This is a genomic window from Streptomyces sp. C36 (assembly GCF_040932295.1).
In the GTDB taxonomy this organism is placed as follows: Bacteria; Actinomycetota; Actinomycetes; order Streptomycetales; family Streptomycetaceae; genus Streptomyces; species Streptomyces triculaminicus.
This window is the reverse complement of the sequence record NZ_JBFQGI010000001.1, coordinates 779,970-796,760: the sequence shown is the minus strand read 5'-3', so window position 1 is coordinate 796,760 and position 16,791 is coordinate 779,970. Positions and strand designations below refer to the sequence as shown.

At 70.7% G+C, this 16,791-nt stretch carries 17 protein-coding genes; 7 read left to right on the top strand and 10 right to left on the bottom strand.

Features of this window, described 5'->3' with window-relative positions; all coding sequences use genetic code 11:
• Positions 1–5: 5 nt before the first annotated feature.
• On the bottom strand, positions 6–1,286 hold the full coding sequence (locus AB4K12_RS03530) for an RNA-guided endonuclease InsQ/TnpB family protein (protein WP_368432746.1): 1,281 nt from the start codon (positions 1,284–1,286) through the stop codon (positions 6–8).
• Positions 1,287–1,309: 23 nt separating this feature from the next.
• Between AB4K12_RS03530 and tnpA the strand changes: the two genes are divergently transcribed.
• Entirely contained in the window at positions 1,310–1,738 is a 429-nt protein-coding gene (tnpA, locus tag AB4K12_RS03525; RefSeq protein ID WP_368432745.1) for an IS200/IS605 family transposase, read from the top strand.
• Between the two features lie 146 nt (positions 1,739–1,884).
• Here the strand turns inward: tnpA and AB4K12_RS03520 are convergent, their stop codons facing one another.
• On the bottom strand, positions 1,885–2,901 hold the full coding sequence (locus tag AB4K12_RS03520; protein WP_368432744.1) for an alpha/beta hydrolase family protein: 1,017 nt from the start codon (positions 2,899–2,901) through the stop codon (positions 1,885–1,887).
• Positions 2,898–3,818, bottom strand: coding sequence for a zinc-binding dehydrogenase (locus tag AB4K12_RS03515; protein WP_368432743.1), 921 nt, complete (start codon positions 3,816–3,818; stop codon positions 2,898–2,900). The genes AB4K12_RS03520 and AB4K12_RS03515 overlap by 4 nt, the downstream gene beginning before the upstream one ends.
• A gap of 89 nt (positions 3,819–3,907) precedes the next feature.
• Between AB4K12_RS03515 and AB4K12_RS03510 the strand changes: the two genes are divergently transcribed.
• Together AB4K12_RS03510 and AB4K12_RS03505 are read left to right on the top strand one after the other, a co-directional pair.
• Complete coding sequence (locus AB4K12_RS03510) at positions 3,908–4,828, top strand: LysR family transcriptional regulator (protein WP_368432742.1); 921 nt, start codon at positions 3,908–3,910, stop codon at positions 4,826–4,828.
• A 49-nt stretch (positions 4,829–4,877) separates the two neighbouring features.
• Positions 4,878–5,369 carry a cupin domain-containing protein gene (locus AB4K12_RS03505; RefSeq protein ID WP_368432741.1) on the top strand — a complete coding sequence of 164 codons (492 nt, stop codon included), beginning with the start codon at positions 4,878–4,880 and terminating at the stop codon, positions 5,367–5,369.
• Positions 5,370–5,463: 94 nt separating this feature from the next.
• Here AB4K12_RS03505 and AB4K12_RS03500 read toward each other — a convergent pair whose 3' ends face one another.
• Positions 5,464–6,768, bottom strand: coding sequence for an alpha/beta fold hydrolase (locus AB4K12_RS03500; RefSeq protein ID WP_368432740.1), 1,305 nt, complete (start codon positions 6,766–6,768; stop codon positions 5,464–5,466).
• A 95-nt stretch (positions 6,769–6,863) separates the two neighbouring features.
• Between AB4K12_RS03500 and AB4K12_RS03495 the strand changes: the two genes are divergently transcribed.
• Together AB4K12_RS03495 and AB4K12_RS03490 are read left to right on the top strand one after the other, a co-directional pair.
• Positions 6,864–7,481 (top strand): TetR/AcrR family transcriptional regulator, encoded by a 618-nt coding sequence (locus AB4K12_RS03495; RefSeq protein ID WP_368432739.1) that lies wholly within the window; start codon positions 6,864–6,866, stop codon positions 7,479–7,481.
• Positions 7,482–7,519: 38 nt separating this feature from the next.
• Positions 7,520–8,173, top strand: coding sequence for a hypothetical protein (locus tag AB4K12_RS03490; protein ID WP_368432738.1), 654 nt, complete (start codon positions 7,520–7,522; stop codon positions 8,171–8,173).
• A 56-nt stretch (positions 8,174–8,229) separates the two neighbouring features.
• Here AB4K12_RS03490 and AB4K12_RS03485 read toward each other — a convergent pair whose 3' ends face one another.
• Positions 8,230–8,913, bottom strand: a complete 684-nt coding sequence (locus tag AB4K12_RS03485; RefSeq protein ID WP_368432737.1) for a MerR family transcriptional regulator — start codon at positions 8,911–8,913, stop codon at positions 8,230–8,232.
• A 131-nt stretch (positions 8,914–9,044) separates the two neighbouring features.
• On the opposite strand from AB4K12_RS03485, the gene AB4K12_RS03480 reads away from it, so the two are divergent.
• Positions 9,045–10,385: a YhgE/Pip domain-containing protein gene (locus tag AB4K12_RS03480; RefSeq protein ID WP_368432736.1), complete on the top strand. Its 1,341-nt coding sequence runs from the start codon at positions 9,045–9,047 to the stop codon at positions 10,383–10,385.
• Between the two features lie 238 nt (positions 10,386–10,623).
• On the opposite strand, the gene AB4K12_RS03475 is transcribed toward AB4K12_RS03480, so the two are convergent.
• From AB4K12_RS03475 to AB4K12_RS03465, 3 genes are all read right to left on the bottom strand, one after another.
• Positions 10,624–11,562 (bottom strand): GDSL-type esterase/lipase family protein, encoded by a 939-nt coding sequence (locus AB4K12_RS03475; RefSeq protein WP_368432735.1) that lies wholly within the window; start codon positions 11,560–11,562, stop codon positions 10,624–10,626.
• Between the two features lie 159 nt (positions 11,563–11,721).
• Positions 11,722–12,429 carry a M24 family metallopeptidase gene (locus AB4K12_RS03470; RefSeq protein ID WP_368432734.1) on the bottom strand — a complete coding sequence of 236 codons (708 nt, stop codon included), beginning with the start codon at positions 12,427–12,429 and terminating at the stop codon, positions 11,722–11,724.
• Between the two features lie 217 nt (positions 12,430–12,646).
• Positions 12,647–13,438, bottom strand: a complete 792-nt coding sequence (locus AB4K12_RS03465; protein WP_368433142.1) for an alpha/beta fold hydrolase — start codon at positions 13,436–13,438, stop codon at positions 12,647–12,649.
• A 225-nt stretch (positions 13,439–13,663) separates the two neighbouring features.
• On the opposite strand from AB4K12_RS03465, the gene AB4K12_RS03460 reads away from it, so the two are divergent.
• Positions 13,664–14,797 carry an AI-2E family transporter gene (locus AB4K12_RS03460; RefSeq protein WP_368432733.1) on the top strand — a complete coding sequence of 378 codons (1,134 nt, stop codon included), beginning with the start codon at positions 13,664–13,666 and terminating at the stop codon, positions 14,795–14,797.
• 51 nt (positions 14,798–14,848) lie between these two features.
• On the opposite strand, the gene AB4K12_RS03455 is transcribed toward AB4K12_RS03460, so the two are convergent.
• Both AB4K12_RS03455 and AB4K12_RS03450 read right to left on the bottom strand, forming a co-directional pair.
• Positions 14,849–15,508, bottom strand: a complete 660-nt coding sequence (locus AB4K12_RS03455; RefSeq protein ID WP_368432732.1) for a dioxygenase — start codon at positions 15,506–15,508, stop codon at positions 14,849–14,851.
• Positions 15,509–15,661: 153 nt separating this feature from the next.
• Positions 15,662–16,594, bottom strand: coding sequence for an AraC family transcriptional regulator (locus AB4K12_RS03450; protein ID WP_368432731.1), 933 nt, complete (start codon positions 16,592–16,594; stop codon positions 15,662–15,664).
• Between the last annotated feature and the right edge of the window lie 197 nt (positions 16,595–16,791).

Below are 16,791 nucleotides of genomic sequence, written 5' to 3'. Positions count from 1 at the left end.
CCTGCTTACCTCGCGGCAGCGGGCTTGACGCGCTTCGCGCGCCTGACGACTGCCCTCCCGGCAGCCGGGATGAGCGCAAGGCCCATCCGGTACAGGTGCAAGACGTTCCGGGCTGCGTTGTGATCGGCGTTGCCCGACCAGCCGCAGTCCGGGTTCTTGCACACGAACACGGCCTGGCTCTCCCGGCTGCCGGACGTGGTGAAGCCGCACGCCGAGCAGCGCCTGGAGGTGCCGGGGGCGGGGACCTTGACCACGGTGCCGCCGAGCTGGGCGGTCTTGTACGTCAGCATGGTGACCGTCCGGCCCCATGCCTCTCCGCTGATGGAGCGGTTCAGCCCAGCCTTCTGGGCAACGTTCTTCCCCGGCTCCTCGATGGTTCCCCTGGCCGACTTGACCATGTTCGTGATGCTGAGTGCTTCGACCACGACGGTGCCGTAGGTGCGGGCGATGACGGTGGTCGTCTGGTGCTGCCAGTCCAGGGCCCGGCGCTTGGCTTTCGCGCGCAGTCCTGCGATCTGGTCATAGGTGTGGTGCAGCCGGCAGCTGGTGCGCTCGCCGGGCTTGCGGTGCTGCTTACGCTGCGCGGCACGCTGCTCCAAGTACAGGAGCCTTGCCTTCTCCTTGCCGGTCAGCCATTCGCCGTGCTCGTACGTTTCACCGTCCGAGAGGGCTATGGGCACGGTGACGCCCACGTCGATGCCGACGTCCGGCCCCTGGTGGGGATCGGGCTTGACCTCCACGGTCTGGACACGGAAGGCGATGTGCCAGCCGAGCGCGTCCTTGATCAGTCGTGCCCCGGTGATCCGGTTCTCCGCGCCTGCACGCTTGCCGACCGGAAGGTCTTTGGTCCACCGGAAGCGGACCCGGCCCACCTTGGGAATGTTGACCATGCCCCAGCGGCGGTGCACGCGGGTGATGTTCAGGTCCCGGCCCTGCGGGATGTCCACGGACATCACCGTACGGAACCGGTTCTTGAAGTTCGGGGCGTCGGCGCAGCCCTCCCAGCAGTTCTTCCACGCCCGGAAGTACGTCTTGAGTACCGCTTGCGCGGCCTGGGCGGGGAGGACGGCCAGGAAGTCGATGTCCTCGCGGGCCTGTCGGATCGCGGCGTCCGCGTTCGCGAGTGTCCGCTTCTCCTTCGGCATCATCTGCCACCACGCGTGCAGCAGGTTCCACATCGTGCGGGCCGCGTGCGCCTGGCCGTCTGTCTTCAACATCTCGGCAGGCGACAGCGCGAGCCGGGCACGGTGCCCGAACTGCCGCTTGACCAGGGTGTTGTGACTCACAATCGAGAACCTAACATTGGTTTATGTCACCCCGCTGGAACCCTAATCCCGATGTCAGAACCGGTCGCCATGTTGTCTACAACCTGCACGTTCACTTGGTTTTTGTCACGAAGTACCGGCGGAAGGCGTTCACCGACGCCATGCTGACCCGCACAGAAGAGATCATGCGGGAGGTCTGCACCGACTTCGAGGCCGAGCTGAAGCAGTTCAACGGCGAACAGGACCACGTCCACCTGCTCGTGCACTACCCGCCCAAGGTCCAGCTCTCCAAGCTGGTCAACTCCCTCAAGGGCGTCAGCTCCCGCAGACTCCGCCAGGAGTACGACAGCCACGTCCGCCGGCACCTGTGGGGTGGACACTTCTGGTCCGGCTCCTACTTCGCAGGATCATGCGGCGGGGCACCCCTGACCGTCGTCAAGCAGTACATCGAAAACCAGCAGCGCCCCGTCTGACCGTCACCCCGACGGTGCAGAGCGCTCCGGCGCTTCGCACCTCCGGGCCAAGGATGGCCTTCACCCCCGCCCTGAAGGGCGGAGCACTGGCCAAGATCAGAGGTAGACGGCAGCGGGGCCGGGCCAGTTCGTCCTGACCCAGCGGTTCATGCCGGTGTTCCCGTCAGGGTGTGGGCGATGTGGTCGCTGAGGTGGGACAGCCAGTCGGGCCGGGCGTTGCCGAGGAGGTGGTCGCCGTGCGGGACGGACAGGTAGGTGCCGTGTGGTGCGAGACGGGCAAGGGGTTCGCCGTTCGTCACGCCGGGAATGACGTCCTGACCTCCGTCCACGACCAGCAGCGGGGCCGTGATGCGGGGCGCCAGGGCGGCGAGGTCCACGTGGCGGGCGAACGCACGGGCGGCGGCGGTCCCTCCGGTGCGTCGGGCCAGGATGTCCCTCACCGGCGCCGGAAGCTCCTCCCAGTCGAGGCGGAACGGGCCGCTGACGGTGGCGGCCGCCGCCACGCGCGGCTCCAGTGCCGCGGTACGGGCCGCGAAGTAGCCGCCCAGGCTGAGGCCGACGAGCCCGATGCGGGTGACGCCGAGAGCGTCGACGACCCGGCCCACGACCTGCTCGTAGTCCGGCCTGAGGGTCGTGCCGGCCGCGAGCACGCCCTGCCCGGGGCCGTCCATGGCGAACACCGCCAGCCCCCTGGCCAGCAGCGCGGACACCAGATCGAGGAACTCCTCCTTGGCCGAGTCCAGGCCGGGCACGACGACCACGGTGCCCGGCGCGTCGGCCGGCCCTCGCAGCGATCCGGTGAATCCCTCGCCGCTCACGCGCCGGGCGCCCGGCTCCAGTACCGTGAGCGCCCGGCTCAAGGCGCGGTCCGCCTCGGCGGCCGCACGGTGTGCCTCCGTGTACGGCGCGAGCGTGGCGAGGTGGAACCATCGGGCCGCCATCAGCAGGTACTCGCCGGCCGAGAGGGACGATGCCGCGTCCTCCGCGCGCTCGAGGTAGCCGTGTCCGGTCCGCCGGAACGACGGTCCCCAGTCGGCGACGGAGGCGAGGCCATCGGTGACGCGACGGTATTCGTGGGGGTCGACGCCCGCACCGGTGGCACGCGTCCACTGAGCGGCGGCGAACTCGGCGGCGAAGTCGGCGGCGAGCTCGGCGGCGCTCATCGTGCTCCTCCCGTCAGCAGGACGGCCTTGCCGCGGACCCGGCGCTCCCGCAGGTCGACCAGAGTGCCGGCGGTCTGCGACCAGTCGGCGATCCGGCCGATCTCCGGGTGCAACCGTTCCCCTTCCACGAGGCTCACCAGAGCTTCCAGGTCGGAGCCGTACGGGGCACCGGCGTAGTGGAAGTGCCGGATCGTGACGCGCTCCGGTCCACCCAGCAGGTCGAAGAAGTCGAGGGTGACCGGGGTGCGGCTCGCCTGGCCGAACCAGACGAGGAGGCCGCCCGGGCGCACCTTGGAGAGGGCGAGCGGCAGAACCGGCCCGCCCGTGGACTCCAGCACGACGTCGAACGGCCCCTGGGCCGCCGCGACATCGTGCACCACCGTGGCGCCCAGCGCGGCGAGCCGCTCGCCGCGCACCGGTGTGGCCGTGACCGCGGTCAACTCGGCGCCGGCCCCCACGGCCAGCTCGGTGACGTAATGGCCGACTCCGCCCGAGGCGCCGGTCAGCAACACCCGTCGCCCGGCCAGGGAACCGGCCGTGCGCAGCAGCCGCAGGGCGGTGATCCCGGCCAGGGGCAGGGCCGCCGCCCGGACACTGTCGATGCCGTCCGGAAGCACCGCGAGAGAGTGCGTGGGCACGGCGGCGTACTCGGCCCAGCCGCTGTGTGCCGGATGCCCGACGACCCGGGTGCCGATGCCGGGGCCCGAGCCGTCCGCGGCGGCCTGTACGACGAGCCCCGCGATGTCCTTGCCGGGCAGCAGCCCCGGGCGGGGGTTCTCGAGGAGGAACGTCTCGCCTCGGTTCGGCGCGAACGCCTCGACCTTGATCAGTGCCTCATCGCGCTCCGGGACGGGCTGAGGGGCTTCGGCGAAAGCGACCGGACGCGCGGCGTCGCCCGTGGGAATCAGTCTTTGCATGCCCCGAATGCAACCCCCGCGGCCACCCGGCGATCCAACAACGAACACGCACGACCGACAACTTTTGGTTGTCGCCTATGGTGAGAGCCATGGATCTCGACGTGGCACATGTACGTGCCTTCGTACGCGCCGCCGAGGAACGGCACTTCGGGCGGGCGGCCGGGACGCTCGCCATCTCCCAGCAGGCGCTGTCCAAGAGGGTCGCGCGGCTGGAATCGCTGCTCGGCGTCACGCTGTTCCAGCGCGGCGGCAACGGCGTACACCTCACCGAGGCCGGACAGCGTTTCCTCCCGCCGGCCCGCCGGACCCTGGCAGCCGCCGACGCCGCGGTCGCGGCGGCCGTCGGCACGCGCCGCCCGCTGCGTGTCGACGTGTGGGGACACCTCTACGCGCCGATGCGGACGCTGGCCCAGATCGCGGAACGGGCCGGGGACCTGGCCCTGGGGCACGGGCGCGATCTGCCGTCGGTGACGAACGCACTGCTGCACGGCGACATCGACGCCGCCTTCGGCCGGGTCCACCCCCCGCTGCACACGGGGCTGACCCACCGCCTCGTCCGCCTCGAACCCGTCGACGCCGTACTGAGCGCCGACCATCCCCTCGCGGCCGAGCCCGCGCTACGACCCGGTCAACTGCGCGGCAGCCTGCTGTGGGCACCCGGAAATCTGGACCGGCTCGACTTCCTCCACCAGTTCGCCGACCGGTTCGACATCCGCGACAGGGCCGCGAGCGTCAACCTGGGACTCGCCCACTTCCTCGAAGAAGTGGCACGAGACCCACAACGCTTCTCCCTGATCCCCGCCGACGTCCCCCTGCCGGAGATCCCCGGCCTGCGCACCGTCCCGCTGGTCGACCCCACCCCGCTGTACGCCTGGTCCCTGTTGTGGCGCACCGGCGACGAACACCCCGGACTCGACGGCCTCACCGCCGCTTGCGCCACGGAAGCGGGACGAAGCCGCTGGCTGGAGTACGACCCGGCCCACGACTGGCTGCCCGAACCACCCAGTTGATCACCCTGCGGTGACTCCGGGGCGGAACCCTCGGTCACAATGCCCCCCCATGACTGATGACCAGGCCCACGTTTCCGCTCGTCCGCTGCTGCGTCGCCCCCAGGACGGTGAGCTCCTGGACGTCGCCGGTGTCGCGCACTTCTTCCGGCTCACCGGCGAGCACACGGGCGGGCACTTCGCCTTCGAGGAGTTCAGCCTCGCCCCCGGCACCATGGGCGCCAGGCCGCACGTGCACGATGGACACGACGAGTACTTCTACGTCCTGGAGGGCGAGTTGACGCTCCACACCGGGGACGGCGAGCTGACGGCCGGCCCCGGGCATCTGCTCGCCGCGACCCGCGGCACCCCGCACGGCTTCCGCAACGCCGGCCCGGTCACCGCACGCGCCCTGTGCCTCTACACCCCCGCCGGCTACGAGAACTACTTCCGCGACGTCCACGCCGCCGTGAACGCCGGGGCCGAGGTGACCGACGAGCTGCTGGCCGAATTCCGGAGCCGATACCGTACCAGCTCCCACCAGGTCTCCTCGGACAGGACCTAGCTCTGCCGGTTGGCTCTGCCGGTTAGCTCTGCCGGGAGACCGGAAGCCTTGCCGTCACTCGCCCGTCGAGCCGGTGATGGACTGCGGTTCGCCGTCACTTGCGGTCGCGAAGGAAGGCGGGGATCCCGCCGCGGGTCGGGTGGTTCGGCAGGGGCGCCGCCGTGTCCTGCAGGAATGCGGTGATGGTGGCGGCGGCTCGGCTGTTGTTGTCGTCGAGGCCGTTCCACATGTGGTGTCCGACGCCGGGCATGTACTGGGTGCGCTGGATGGCGGGATCATTGGCGAGGACGGCCGTCGCCCATTGGCGGACCTGGGAGGAGCACTCCGCGATCATCAGCATCGCGGGCGTCCGGGAGTGCCTCAGTTGCGGGGCGATGGAGGGAGAGTCCTTGGTCGTCCGCTGAACTCGGAGGCTGGCGGCGGGGCTGAAGGAGAAGTTCTGTGCCGTGTCCTCGACGGGTATGCGGTGCGCGTCGCGCGCGCAGTAGGCGGATGCGGTGTCGCTGCCGAGGTCGGCGGCGGTGAACGCGTTGTCGCCTTCGGCCTGTCCGATCAGCCCGCTGTCGGGGGTGAGGAGCCCGAGTCGCATGAAGCCGAACGCGACGGCGTACCGGGGGATGCGCGTCGACCGCGGTCCGGTCATGGCCGGCGCGAGGCCGCGCGCGGATTCTCGGCCCTTGTGCCCGGTGATGCGCGCGGTGGGGCCGTCCATCGGGCCGGGCTCGGCGATGACCGCCCGGTGCAGGCGTGCGGCGACGTCCGGGTCGGCCAGGGCTCGCGTGAGCACGACCGCGCCTGAGGAGAACCCGAGGATGTCGACCCTGCCCTTGCCCAGGCGGTCGACGAAGGCGGCGAGATCGCGGACCGACCTGGAGATCGCGTACCGGCCCATGGGAAGCAGGCCGCTTCGCCCGCCGCCGGCCTGCTCGTAGGCGTAGACGTCGTAGCCCTGTCGCGCCAGGAGCTGAAGGAACCGGTGGTCGAGAATCGAGATGCCGCGAACCGGCCCGCCGTTGAGGTACACGAACGGAACGGGGTGTCGGGTGCTGGCGTTCGCGGGCGGGTAGTGGTACACGGCGACCCGGCTGCCCGTGGCCAGGCTCCAGTGCTGCGTGGCCACGAAAGGCAGGTCGGGCGGGTACCGCCGTGCTGTGGGAGCGGTCGGGATGCACACCGACGCCGTCAACGCTGCCGCGACGACCACCGGCACGAACGGCACGAGCCGCGCCGGCCAGGTACGGCGCCAACCCCACCACAGCGCGGCGGCTGTCCCGATTCCAAGGGTGGTCGACAACGCGGGAAACCCCGAGCCCGCCCCGTCCGTGAGGACGATGAGCGCCAGGAAGAGGACGACCAGCACCGCGCCGGCAGCCAGGGCCAGTACGAGGCGACCGGCCAAGCGGACAGGTCGTATCAACGTTGGCATGAGGGGCCTCCAGCCGTTTCAGAACACTGTTTCAAAACGACGTTATCAGAGCGGGTAAGCTGTTCGCCGTGGGTAGGCCGAGAACGAACGACGAGACCGTCAAAGAGCGCCTTGTGGCGTGCGCGACCGAGATGCTCGCCACCCGCCCGCGGGAGTCGCTCACGGTCCGCGCCCTCGCCACTGCCGCCGGGACGTCGACGACGGCGGTGTACTCCTTGTTCGGCGGCAAGGACGGCCTGATCGGCGAGGTCCGCAACAGAGCCGTCGCCGGCCTGTTCCACGATGTGTCGGCGGTGCCGACCTCCCAGGACCCCCTCGCCGACCTCTACGCACTGGCCGCCGCATACCGTCGATGGGGCCGCGACCACAGCCACCTCTACACAGTGCTGTTCGGCGGCGTGCAAGCCTTCGACCCGTCCGGCGCGGTCGGCACCAGCGACCCCATCCAGCCACTCCTCGCGGCGATCGATCGCGCCCTGGCGGAATCCGTCCTCGCCGGCGAAGCGACCCTCATCGCCCTCTCGCTCTGGGTGACCCTGCACGGCCTTGTGACCCTCGAACTGGCCGGAGCCCTCGACGCCGACACAGCCGAGGCCACCTTCGGCCCGACGATCCACGCGACGCTGCGCGGCTGGACGACCCCCGAGGTCTTCCGCACCCTCCGGCACACCGAACCCGCCCCATAACAGCGGCGCGAGGAACGTCCGTGCGACACCATGACCGCATGGTGTCTGCCGCGCGACTGCCGCGCCCCCTGTTACCCGTGATGGCTGTGGTGTCCGTTGCCCTGGTCGCCTGCGGGACCGAATCCGCCGGAAGTGGGGCCGTCCATTCCGGAGTCGACCGGTCCGAACTGGAGGCACGTGCGCGTGCCGCCCAGGTGTCGATCAAGAACGTCTACGTCACCAAGGTGCCCGGCTATGAGGTCGCCAAGCAGTCCGTGGGCGTCCTCGGCGCCGACGGGTTCTCGGCGACGTATGTGGAACAGGAAACGGGGGCGCGGATACGCCTCGCTGTGGATCAGGGTTCCATGGACGCGGCAAGCTGCCCGAAGGCCCCGCTCAGGGGCGGCAACGGTGGCATGGGCGACGGTGCCAAGTGCCTGAGGGATGGCAAGGGGTGGTACCGCACGAGCGGCAAGCAACACGAGTACGCGAGCGAGGTGGACGGGCGCCTGGTGCAGGTCACCGCCGACACCGGGACCGTCGATCGCGCGACCCTGCGCAAGGCGGCCGAAGCCGCGCACGCTGCGAGTGACACGGAACTCGACGCCGTACTGCCTCCCCAGCAGAGCAGCGGTGGGCAGCCCGCCGGGCGGGGCGATCTGCCGCCAGTCGGCGACGGAGCACCGAACAACAAGGTGGGCGCCACCGGTTGAGCGCAGGGCCGGGTCCGGCCCCGAGGAGCGTGACCCGCGGGGACAACGAGGCCCGGTCAGCGCGGTCCGGCGCCCGGGCCTTCCTCGGGGTTGTCGTCGAGTGTGGAGCGGCGGCGGACCTGGTCCTCCTGGGCGAGGCGTCGCAGCAGTTCGAGCATGGGGCCGGACAGGGCGAGGACGATGACCGCCTGTTCGGCGAGGGCCGGCGAGTCGTCGAAGGCGGCCGCGCGTTCGAGGTCCAGGCGGGCGATGGAGTGGGCCAGTTCGGCGTAGGCGACGAGCCTTTCCGGTCGGTAGTCCGCGTCGAGGCGTCTGAGCTCTCTCAGCGCCATCGCCAGGCCGCGGATGTGGGGAGAGGTGCCGGGGATCTTCCAGTCCATGGCCGCGATGAGGCGCGTCACGTCCGCTTCCGCGGCCGCTTCGGCGTCCGCGTCCCGTTCGGCGTCTCCGGCCGATGCCGCCGTGACGGGTACGGGCAGGGCGTAGCTGATCGCCCGGAGCGTTCCGTCGGTGGTCTCGGCCTGGTCGACCGCCGCCAGTACGTCGCGGGTGGCGGCGATGGACAGCCCGCCCAGGGTGGTCAGGGCCTTGATCAGCCGCAGGCGCTGGACGTGCTCCTCCCCGTACTCGGCCAGCCTCGCGGCCGTCGCCCTGCCGGCGGGGAGCAGGCCTTCGCGGCGGAAGTACTTGATGCTGGCGACCGGCACACCGGTCCTGCGGCTGAGCTCCGAGATCTTCATGCGGCGTCCTCGCTGGTGGTGCGAACCGGGCATCCGTCGGCGACGACTGGACACCTTAAGAAGATACTGCCACTATCCAGTACTGGATACCTTAAATATCTAGCTACTCTATGTAACCTTCCGGAGCAGTCATGCCTTCCCCTCAGCCCTCCTCCGCGCTCCGCAGCCCGCGGCTGTGGATCGGGTCGGGCCTCATCCTCGCCATGGTCTCCACCTTGTTCGCCCTGCTCTATGTGGGTGGCAACGTGAACCCCAAGGGCAACCTGCGCGACCTGCCCGTCGCCCTGGTCAACAACGACAGCGGCGCCGAAGCGGGCGGCAAGCCCGTCAACCTCGGCGACCAGGTCGTCGCCGGCATCAAGAAGAACGCCGCCAACAACCACAGCTTCGACTGGCAGGTCCTCGGCCAGAAGGAGGCCGACAAGCGGCTGGGCCAGGGCAAGGTCTTCGGCGCGCTCGTCGTGCCGAAGGACTTCACCGCCGCGGTGATGGGGCTGACCAGCCCGCAGCAGAAGCAGCAGAAGCAGCCCGTGCGGCCGACCCTGACCGTGCTGACCAACCAGTCGGCCGGCAGCATCGGTTCCTCCATGGCCAGCCAGGCGAACCAGAAGGCCGCCCACGCCGCCTCCGCCCAGCTCGGCAAGGAGCTCCTCAGCCGCGCGAACAGCCAGGGAGCCAAGCTCACTCCGGCCTCCCAGCTGATGCTCGCCGATCCCGCGACCGTCGTCATCGCCGACGGCCACCCGCTCGGCTCGCACAGCGCCATGGGCCTGAGCGCCTTCTACTACGCGCTGGTCCTGGTCGTCTGCGGCATGCTCGGCGCCAACGCGATCAACTCGCAGGTCGACACCGCGCTCGGCTACCTGCACGCCGACTTCGGGCCCATCCGTCAGCGCATGCCCCTCCAGCGCACGAGCCGGGTGCGCACGCTGGGCATCGGCACCGTCCTGATGCTCGCCTTCTCCGTGCTCATGGGCTCCCTCGTCGAGTTCGCCACCGTCGGCGTCCTCGGCATGGACGCCTCCCACCTCGGTCTGCTGTGGCTCTACTCCGTGGGCGCGATCGCGGTCGTCGGCGTGAGCGCCCTGGCGCTGCTCGCCGCCTTCGGCGTCCCCGGCATGCTGCTTTCGGCCATCGTCTTCGTCGCCATGGCCGTCCCCTCCTCCGGGGCGACCGTCCCGCTGCAGGCGCTGCCCGGCTTCTTCCACGGGCTCTCGGAGTTCGAACCGCTCCGGCAGATCACCGATGGCATGCGCTCCATCCTCTACTACGACGCCCAGGCCGACGCCGGCCTCACCCGCGCCTGGGTCTCCATGGGCATCGCCCTGGCCGTCTCCGTCGTCTTCGGCTTCGGCGTCACCCGCTTCTACGACCGCAAGGGCATGCACCGCATCCCCCCTGCCGACGAGACCGCTGAGGCCGTCGAGACCGCCGAGGCCGCCGAGTCGGCTCCGGCGTCCGCCACAGCCTGAGGGGCGTAGACGCAACAGGGCGGCGAGGCCCCTGCCGAACAGGACCTCGCCGCCCACCCCACGCTCCGGAAACGCCGTTCAGGATGCCGCAACCGGCATCCTGAACGGCGTTTTGGCGTTTTGGCCTCTCCTCTGCCCGCGGCACGACCGACCCGGCCCGCGCGGCCAGGAGGCCGCGCACTCACCGATCGCTTACCTCAGGAACGATCCCGAAGGCCTGCCCGCTGCCCTCGTGGGCTCAGCGGCTGAGGGATTCCAGGTGTCGGTAGAGCACCTGATGGCCCTCAGCGGTGGGGTGAAGGCCGTCGACGAACAGTTCGGAGCTGTCGCGCAGCGGCTCCCACATGTCGAGGAAGTCGACGTGGTTCTCCGCGCACCAGGCCTGTATGGACTCGCGCAGGGCCAGCGCCCGGGCCTGGGTGAAGCGCAAACCCTCGTAGTCGCCGGTGCGCGCCTCGTCCAGCCACGTCGGGCCCGCGACGACGAGCCGCGCGTTGTGGCTCTGGGCCGTGGCGGCCAGCGAGCCGAGGTCGTCCGCGAGGCGGGCCAGGCCGTCGTGGCCGGCCCGCGGGGTGGCGAGCGGCACGGCGGAGTCGTTGATGCCGGCGGCGACGAGGATGGTGTCGGGCCGGCGGGCGGCCAGGAGCGGAGGCGTCTGCTCACTGACGTCGGTCAGGGTGCTGCCGGGGATGGCCAGGTTGAAGACCCGGTGCGCGGCCTCGTTCCGGGCGATGTGAGCGGCCGCCAGGTGCGCTGCCCATCCGCCGTGCGGATCGCAGCGTCCGTAGGCGATGCTGTCGCCCACGATGACGATGCGCTCCGCCGAGCGCAGCGGCTTCGCGTCCACGTACGCCCAGGCGCTCTCACCGGAGGTGAGGAGCACCCGCCGGCGGGTGTAGTCGTCGACCTCGTACGCGTCGGCCGCGGCGAGGTCCTGGTCGGTGAGGCGCAGGACGGCACCGTCGACGACGGCGCCGATCCTGCGCTCCAGGGTCAGGTGCACATCAAGGCCGCTGGCGTCGATCACGGACTGGTCGGTGATCGGCAGGGGCCTGGTCGTGTAGCCGACCAGCGACGCCGCGGAACTGGGCACGGACCGACCGAAGAGCGCGGTCTGAACGTGCTCCTCCCTCAGCGTGCCGAAGGAGAACAGGGAGTGGGGGCGGGACTCGGTCACCGTGAACGCCGTGGCCTTTCTTCAAGCAATGATCACGCCACCCTAACGACCGAGCCGGACCGCGAAGCACGCCAGGCAGGCGCACCGCACGACGCTCACCTGCGACGACGCCCCGTCCGACGCCTCGCCGACGGTCCGGCCGTCGTACCCTGCCAGGGGTCAGGCCAGGTCGAGCAGCTGCTCGTAGAAGCCGCCGAACCGGCGCTGTTCGTCGACGAGGTGCAGCTCGAGGATCCAGTGGCAGACCCGGCCCCCGCGGTCGGTGCGGCGCAGCGGGCCGTCGTTCTCGGGCGTGATGTAGGACTGGCTCTTCGCGCCCTCGTTGGTCTCGTGCGGGAACTCGCCGACGAGGTGACCGGTGTGCCAGATGCCGATGCTCCAGCCGGCCTCGGCGGCCAGGCGCTCGACCTCGGCGTACAGCTGCTTGCCCGTGATTCCGGGATCGGCCTCGAACGCGGCGCGCCCGGCGTCGAAGATGCGGGGGAGGTCGCGGACGAGCCGGTGCTTGTCCGGGTCGTCGCCGAAGACGTACGTGCGGCCGAAGTCCGCCTCGTACTCCTCGAAGATCGGGCCGAAGTCGACGAAGGCGATGTCGTTCTCGTCGATGACGCGGTCCGGCGGGTTCTCCTGGTACGGGGCGAGGGTGTTGGGACCGGAACGGACGATGCGCTTGTGCCAGTGCTTGGTCGTGCCGAACATCTCGTTCGCCAGGTCCCGGATGCGGTCGCTCGCCTCCCGCTCCCCCACGCCGGGCGCCACCAGCCCGCGCGCCTCCACCTCGGCGAACAGCGCGATCGCCTTCTCCTGTGCGGCCTCCAGGCCCGCGATGCGCCGGGCCTCGTCGTGTTCGGGCGGTTTCACTGCCATGTTCGAATTCCCCCATTTCACCTGGAACGGTGGTCTGCTCCTCACGGCGGCAGCGGACGGGGCCGCACGCACGCGGGATCATCCATGGCCGGAAATCCGTTTCATCGGCCACGCGTTCGCAAGCTTAGCCAGCCGGCGAGGCGCGTATCTGCGTGTCGATCACCACATCGTTCCCTGCGGGCACAAGGGAATACGGGACGGCGACGGTCGCCGTCGTTCAGCCCTCGAGCGTGCCGCGCAGCGCGGTCGCGAAGTCCGCCGGGTGCGTCAGGAAGCCCACGTGTCCGCCCGGGAACTCCACGATCCCGGTGCCGACACTCTCCGCCAGGACCCCTGCCGTACGGTGCAGCAGCGTCTGCGGCCCCTCGCCGCCGACCACCAGTGTGAACGGCGCGGCGCGCAGTGCGGCGACGTCCGGCCTGAACCGGACGAACGAGCGGAGCTCGTACCGCAGGCAGGTGTCCATGTTGACCCGCAGGCGCGCCAGCACCTGCCGCACCGGCTCGGGAAGGCCCTCCGCCGGTTCCGGCGGCGCGTCCACGCCGATCGCGTCGCCGAACTTCCGGAAGGCGGCGTCGAGCCCCTCGCGCTCGAACAGCTCGTAGATCTCCTGGAAGAACGCGTGCCAGCGGTCCGCGTCGGGCAGGAGATCGATGAGGAACGGCTCGTGCGCCACCAGCGCCCGCACCTGGTCGGGGTGACGGGCCAGCAGGTCCATGCCGATCATCCCGCCGTAGCTGGTGCCGAAGACGTACGCCGGTTCGCCGCCGGCGACCGCGCTCAGCAGCAGGTGGGCGTCCTGGCCGTGCCCCTCGATCCGTTGTTCCTCGGGCGGGCCCGTGAGGCGGCTGCGGGAGTTGCCGCGCAGGTCGAACGTGATGACGGTGTAGGTCTCCGACAGCAGTGCGGCCAGCGGCCCGAAGAGGGCCGCGTCGCCGTCGCCACCGTTGACGAGCAGAAGAGGCCGCCCCGATCCGCGTACCTCGTAGTAGATCTCGGCCCCGGGCACGGTCAACGTACGTGTCTCCATAAGACCATCAGGGTGCACCGGAGACGGGACGTCCGGCAATGGCCGGCGATGGCCCATGGGTGGCATTCCGCGGCCGCCTGGCTCCCCGTGCTCCCTGCAGGTGGTATTCCGCGCCGTTCGGTCGCGCGCCGCGCCGGACGGGTATGCACCGACCGGGCCCGGGCCGACGACCGCCGGTCCGGGCCCGGTGGCGGAGAGGAGGGAGTGCTGACCGGCAACGGTGCGGAAGAGGGAGAAGAGGGAGCGGACGCGACATCCGAGGGCGCCGGCGTGCGACCGGGCGGACGGCATGCGGGGCGCGAGCGCCGGGTACGACCGACGTCGTCCTGGTTCGCCGTCGGCTTCGGCATCGGCCTGGGGCTGACGCTCGCCTTCGTGGCGCTGCAGACGGTGCTGCACATCAGGGGACTGCTCACGCTCCTGTTGCTGGCCCTGTTCGTGGCGATCAGCCTGGAGCCGGTGGTGGGGTGGCTGGCGCGGCGCCGCATCGGCCGGGGCTGGGCGGTGGTCGTCGTGATCGCGGGCCTGCTGGTGGTGCTCGCGGGCTTCCTCGCGCTGGTCATCCCCCCGGTCTCCAAGGAGGTCTCCGCACTGGCCGACGCCGTGCCGAAGTGGCTGCAGCAGCTCCACGACCGTCACTCGCTGCTCGGCCGGCTCGAGAATCGCTACCACCTCGTCGCCAAGCTGCGCGAGCAGCTCGGGGCGGGCGGCGGCTCGGCCGTGCTCGGGGGGCTGCTGGGCGCGGGTCACATCGTGCTCAGCGCGGTCACCGGGACCGGGCTCGTCATCGTCCTGACCGTCTACTTCATGGCCGGCATGGAGCACCTGAAGCGATTCGCCTACCGGTTCGTACCGCTGAGCCGGCGCGCCAAGGTGATCGACGTGACCGAGGAGATCCTGTGGCGCGTGGGTCGCTACATGCTGGGCAACGCGGTCACGTCCGCCATCGCGGGTCTCGCCACGTTCCTGTGGTGCGTGGCCCTGGACGTGCCCTACGCCGCCGCGCTGGGCGTCTTCGTCGCGCTGATGGACATGGTGCCGGTGGTCGGCTCCACCATCGGCGGCCTGGTGGTCAGCCTGGTCGCGCTCTCGGTGTCCTTCCCGGTCGCGCTGGCCACGGCCGGCTTCTACGTCGGATTCCGCCTGGCCGAGGACTACCTGATCATGCCGAAGGCGATGAGCTACGCCGTGAGCGTGCACCCCATCGTCACGGTCGTCGCCGTGGTCATCGGCGGTGCGCTGCTCGGGGTGGTCGGCGCGCTCATCGCCATTCCGGTCGCGGCCGGGATCGGGATCGTTCTGGACGAGGCCGTCTTCCCCCGGATCGACGCACTGTGACGCTCCGCCCGCGATCCGGCGTTGACGTGCCGCGCCCCGGGCGTTGACCGGTCAGCTTCCGCCGATGACGAAGTCGAACGTCGCCTGCTTCGCGGGTCCGGCCTGACGGACGTTCATCAGGAGGGCCGCGTTGAAGATCGGGTCGGTGTTGTTGCGGGGCTCACCAGGGAAGTAGAGCTGGGTGGTGAGGATGGGGCCACCGGGGGCCTGGACCTTGACGTGGATGTGGCGGGTGCGGCTCGGATAGAGCCCGGGGACGATGGTGGTCAGCATGAAGGCTCCGCGCGCGTCGGTGTACTGGTGTCCTCTCAGCCGGAATCCCGTGTTGTCGTACGCGCCGGCCGTGTCCGCCTGCCAGAAGTCCAGCAGAGCGTGCGCGACCGGGCGGCAGGTCGGGCCGAAGACATAGCCGCTGACCGTGAGCCGGGTGCCGCGCGTACCGGGTTCCAGCAGGGAGGCACGTTCGGGAGAGTCGGGCTTGAAGTACGGGCCTTCGGTCTGCGGCGGCGTCGGGTCGTCCCCGTCGTCGCAGTACGGCGTGGGGGTGAGCGGCGGGTCCGACGGCCGGTGGTCGCGGGCGAGAGCCACGCCGCCGCCGAGCAGCGCGGGCATGGGCACCGCGATGAGTGCCGCCTTCAGCAGCGTCTTGCGGCTGACCGACCGTCGTCCGAAGGGTTCCGGGGCGTCGGCGCCGATGTGCTCGTCCGTCATGGTTCGCCTCCTGGGGGTGAGTGGCCCGCTGACGAACCTAGGGAGAACGAACGTGCGGATCGATGGACTCCGTTCGGTGAACGTGGTGATTCCCGTGGGTGTCCGCTCCAGCGCGGTTCCGGGACTCACTCCTCTCCAGCGCGGTTCCGGGACTCACTCCTCCACGGCCGCGCCCGCGGCCGCCCGCCGGAAGGCCCCCGGGCTGATGCCGGTCTCCCGGCGGAAGAAGCGGCAGAAGTACGCGGGATCCGTGAACCCCACGCGCCGCGCGACCTGCCCCACGCCGAGGCCGGAGCCGGCCAGCAGACGTTTCGCCTCCAGGAGCCGTGCCGCGCGCACCAGCTCGCCGGGGGTCCGGCCGGTCGCCTGCTTCACCACTTCGTTCAGGTAGCCGACCGAGACGCCGAGGCGGGCCGCGTAGGCGCCGACCGATCCCTCGGCCCCCGCGCTCTCGGTCAGGAGCAGGCCGAACGTCCGGGACACCTCCGCGGCCCGGCCCGTGGCCGTGCCGTGCTCCCGCGCGGCGGGCAGGCGCAGGGCGCGTACGAGGAGGATGTGCAGGTAGGCCTCCAGTACGGAGACGTAGCCGTCCGCCTTGGCGACGCATTCCCGTTCCATGGACCGGACCAGCGCCCCGATGCCGGCGCCGTCCTCGCCCGGCTCGGCGGGCTCGGCAGGCTCGGCCGGCAGCCCGGGTGGCAGGTGCAGCCATGACCGCTCGCCGAGCGCGCGCAGGAGGTGCCGGTCGCCGGGACGGGCCAGGAGGAAGTCCTCGGTGAACAGCATCAGCACACCGCTCAGGTCGGAGGCCTGTTCCCAGTGGTGCACCTGGCCGGGCAGCAGGACGCACAGGTGCGGTGGGCGCAGCGGCCGGCGGACGAGGTCGATGACGTGGGTCCCCGAACCGCCGGTGACATAGACGATCTCGTAGAAGGTGTGCCGGTGGGGATAGCCCGCCCGGGAATCGGGGCCGAGCGAGTCGAACGAGCCCATGGCGAACGGTGGCACCTGCGGCCGGGGGACCTGCAAGCGGTGCAGGGGCAGGGGGTCGGTGTGCCGAGTGTCGTCATGTGCGCACGTGTTCATGCTCCGCTTCATGCTCCGCCTCTCGGTCCGGCGCGGCCCGGCCCCTCCGGTGCTCCTTCGGAACGGAATGCACCATCTCAGGAAACGAAGCCGATGACATCGGACCCGGGTCGGCTCTCCGCATGCCGCAGCCGGCCGGTGCGGTCGAGGACGGCGTCCACGAGCCAGTGCGAGCCCCTCGATCGACTGGCCGCCGG